We start from the raw sequence: 3,380 nt of genomic DNA, 5'->3' as shown, positions 1-3,380 counted from the left end.
TGTAGTTGCCTCCAACTTGTATGCAGCTGCTTTGACTTTCTGCTCTAGTTGGGCTGAATGAGTAATCAGCAGACGTATTGTGTTGGTGTTATTCCTTTGTTCCTTTGTTCCTGAAGTTTTTTAGCGCCTTCTATTAGCTCTCTTGTTTCTTTATGGGAGCGGTCACAAAACTGTTCAAAGTCAGTAAGCAGCTTAGTTTTCGGCCAAACACCGGAGTCAGGTGTCAGTTGTCCAACTTTCAGCTGGTAGTCTGCAAGTATTTTTATGTACTGCTGTCTTTCGTCCTGCGAAATAACGATGGGGGGAAGGCCTGACTTTAGCAGAGGAATGTTTGCAATTAATCGCGCAAGGCGTCCGTTTCCGTCCCAGAAGGGGTGGATATGTACAAAGCCCATGTGAATCTTCGCGTAGGCTTTGATTCCGTCCTTAAGGTTGAGAGTTTGCTTGCATAATGAGTTGAGCTCTTCGATAAAAAGAGCCATTAACTTTTCTGTATGTAAGGGGTGGGCATATTCGATAAATACTTGTTGGTTTTTCTTATTAACTGCATAGGTACCGTTCATTTCAACTTTCCAGGCTCCATTCGGTTTATAAATGTCGGTGACGCGGTCTGTTTGAATAGCTAAATGAAGTTGGAAGCAGCTTTCTGCTGTAAAGGCTTGGTTAAGGTTTTGGTAAATCAATTCGATAGCACTAGCGTGGCCATATATTTCCTGGTGCTCTTTGAGTGGTTTACCTGAAATGGTTAACCCCTCGTCCAATATAAACTTTGTATCACCTAAGCTTAAAGTATTGCCTTCTAGTGCCGTTGAGGTATGAGTCCAGAGGTTTCTAATCTGCTTGAGTGTAGATAGCTGAATATCTGTATCTAGTCCCTGCAAAAACTGAAGCATATTGGGCGTCGTTTGGTGTGCAGCAAGACTATATCGTGTACCTTTACGACTGCCAGTTTTAATAAGCAGGCCTTGCTCACTTAATTCATTAAGCCAACGGCGTATCGTTCGATCTGAAGGAGGGCTAAGCTTGAGTGTTGGTTTATTTATCAATTCAAGAATATCAGACAGCGCGAAAGATTCAGGGGCTTGCTTAAGCAGCTGGAGGAGCATTGACGGGTCTAGTTTCTCGGTCATAACTGAGCCTGTATTCTAATATATAGGACATAACTCTATTTAATATGTCCGATAAAGTAAAGCAAAAGGCAAAGCAAAAGGGGTCGGTGACACATAATAATCATTCGCATTACTCAGCTTGAAAAGGTCTTAGCTTAGGTCGATAATCACGTGTAACTATCAAGGAAGATAGAGGAAACTGAAATGCCAAGGAAGCCGAGAATGTATATGGCAGGAGTGCCGTGCCATGTAATCCAACGGGGAAACAATCGGGAAGCGTGTTTCTTTTCAGATCAAGATAATCAGTTTTATCTGGAATGCTTACAAGAAGCGTGTGAACGCTATGATGTAAGTTGTCATGCTTATGTCTTGATGACGAATCACACTCATCTTTTGTTGACACCTTCATGTCCTGATGGTGTCTCTAAAGTGATGCAGTCACTTGGACGGCGCTATGTACAATACATCAATAAGACATATCGGCGATGCGGTACATTGTGGGAGAGTCGTCATAAAGCAAGCTTGATCGATGCTGAAGGGTATTTGCTCAAGTGTTATCGGTATATAGAGCTAAACCCGGTTATGGCTAATATGGTCGAGCATCCGGCTGATTACCGATGGTCTAGCTATCGGTGTAATGCATATGGTGAAAGAAGTCCGTTAATTAGTGCGCATGAGGTATATGCTCAATTGGCACATGATACGCAGAGCCGCCTTGTTCGCTATCGAGAATTGTTTAACGTTGCGTTGTCGAAGGGCGTCATACATGAGATTCGTACTTCAGCCAGTTTCTCGATGCCTTTGGGGGATGATCGTTTTAAGGCACAAATCGAAGAAAATCTTAAGAGATCAATTGGCTATTCAAAGATAGGGCGACCTCTCAAGTGCGAATGATTACTAATTGTCACCGACCCCTTTTATATTTTATAATACAAAGATTGACAATGCTTGTATTTTTGCCTAGCATGAAATTTATAAATTTTTACTCTTGGAGGCCATTATGCATGTGTCCCTGACTGCCGAGCTAGAGTCTCGCGTTAAAGCCAAAGTTGAAAGTGGCTTATACAATAATGCCAGCGAAGTGATTCGTGAAGCATTGCGCTTTATGGATACGCACGAGGACTGGATCCACGAAGTGAAATTGGCTCGTTTACGCGAGCAACTGAAAGTTGGCACCGGCCAGATAGATAGCGGTGAAGGTATTTCTATTAAATCAAAATCCTCTTTAGATTCATTGTTCAATGATATTATGGCTTAAGTTTCATGCCAACACGCCACCTTGTTATAGCCCCTGCTGCGAAAACTGATTTAAAAAACATCTATCAGTACGGGTTGCGGCAATGGGGGAAAACCCAGTCTGATAGCTACCTTGAAAATATAAAAGAACACTTTTGGACTCTCACTGAACAAGCCATGATAGGAGTTGATCGCTCTGAACTTCTAGCTGGCACCAGAAGCCTACCTATTGCGAGCCATACCCTGTTTTATAGGGTTACAGGCGATACGGTGGAGATTATTCGTGTATTACATCGTCGCCAAGATCCTCAGCGGCACCTGACATAGTTCAATACTTAGCTGACAACGGGGTCAGACTCGATTGAAACCATCCTGTTGGAATCTAGCGCGAGCGTTGTGATATTCTTCCCTTAACTTAATTGATAAGGACATCACATGAAAATCCTACACCACGGAGCGGTGAATGGCGTAACGGGTTCGTGTCACGAGCTTCGCATTTCTGATAAAAACAGTTCTGAACAACAAGGTATTCTGATTGATTGCGGATTGTTTCAAGGGGCCGAGACCTCTGGGCTGTCGAGTGAAAGCCAGCTTGAAATCGACTTCCCAGTTTCTCATATTAAAGCGCTTGTCGTGACCCATGTTCATATCGATCATGTCGGGCGCATTCCTTATCTTCTCGCTGCTGGCTTTGATGGGCCGATATACTGTTCTGAGCCGTCGGCTGTGCTTTTACCGCTGGTACTGGAAGATGCGGTGAAGATTGGTTTCACCCGTAATAAACAGATGATCCGACAATTTATGTCGGTGCTGCGTATTCCGCGCGAACCTGATCGCTCGTTGCGATTCAAAGTGATCACCTGTTGCGACGGAACGTGATCACTCATTGCGATTCAAAATGACTCACTTTTAGCTGTTATCGCAAACGGTGATCGAGTAATCGCAACGACTGATCACCATCAATCACAAACTCCTTCCATGCATTGAAACTCAATTTGTCGAGCACGTTATTCTTAGCGCTTTTAAGCCGAGAGT

At 43.6% G+C, this 3,380-nt stretch carries 5 protein-coding genes; 4 read left to right on the top strand and 1 reads right to left on the bottom strand.

Going from position 1 to position 3,380, the window contains the following annotated elements; translation table 11 throughout:
- Nucleotides 1–65 precede the first annotated feature (65 nt).
- Nucleotides 66–1,130, bottom strand: coding sequence for a Fic family protein (locus tag A3756_RS15075; RefSeq protein ID WP_082865282.1), 1,065 nt, complete (start codon nt 1,128–1,130; stop codon nt 66–68).
- Between the two features lie 183 nt (nt 1,131–1,313).
- Here A3756_RS15075 and A3756_RS15070 point away from each other — a divergent pair, with 183 nt between their 5' ends.
- From A3756_RS15070 to A3756_RS15055, 4 genes are all read left to right on the top strand, one after another.
- Complete coding sequence (locus A3756_RS15070; RefSeq protein ID WP_068553792.1) at nt 1,314–2,003, top strand: transposase; 690 nt, start codon at nt 1,314–1,316, stop codon at nt 2,001–2,003.
- A gap of 106 nt (nt 2,004–2,109) precedes the next feature.
- Nucleotides 2,110–2,367, top strand: coding sequence for a type II toxin-antitoxin system ParD family antitoxin (locus tag A3756_RS15065; protein ID WP_068553791.1), 258 nt, complete (start codon nt 2,110–2,112; stop codon nt 2,365–2,367).
- Between the two features lie 5 nt (nt 2,368–2,372).
- Nucleotides 2,373–2,672 carry a type II toxin-antitoxin system RelE/ParE family toxin gene (locus A3756_RS15060; protein ID WP_068511530.1) on the top strand — a complete coding sequence of 100 codons (300 nt, stop codon included), beginning with the start codon at nt 2,373–2,375 and terminating at the stop codon, nt 2,670–2,672.
- A 108-nt stretch (nt 2,673–2,780) separates the two neighbouring features.
- Complete coding sequence (locus A3756_RS15055) at nt 2,781–3,224, top strand: MBL fold metallo-hydrolase (protein WP_068553790.1); 444 nt, start codon at nt 2,781–2,783, stop codon at nt 3,222–3,224.
- The last annotated feature ends 156 nt before the right edge of the window (nt 3,225–3,380 follow it).

The sequence above is a fragment of the Oleiphilus sp. HI0086 genome (assembly GCF_001635225.1).
This window is presented reverse-complemented; position numbering and strand designations above follow the sequence as displayed.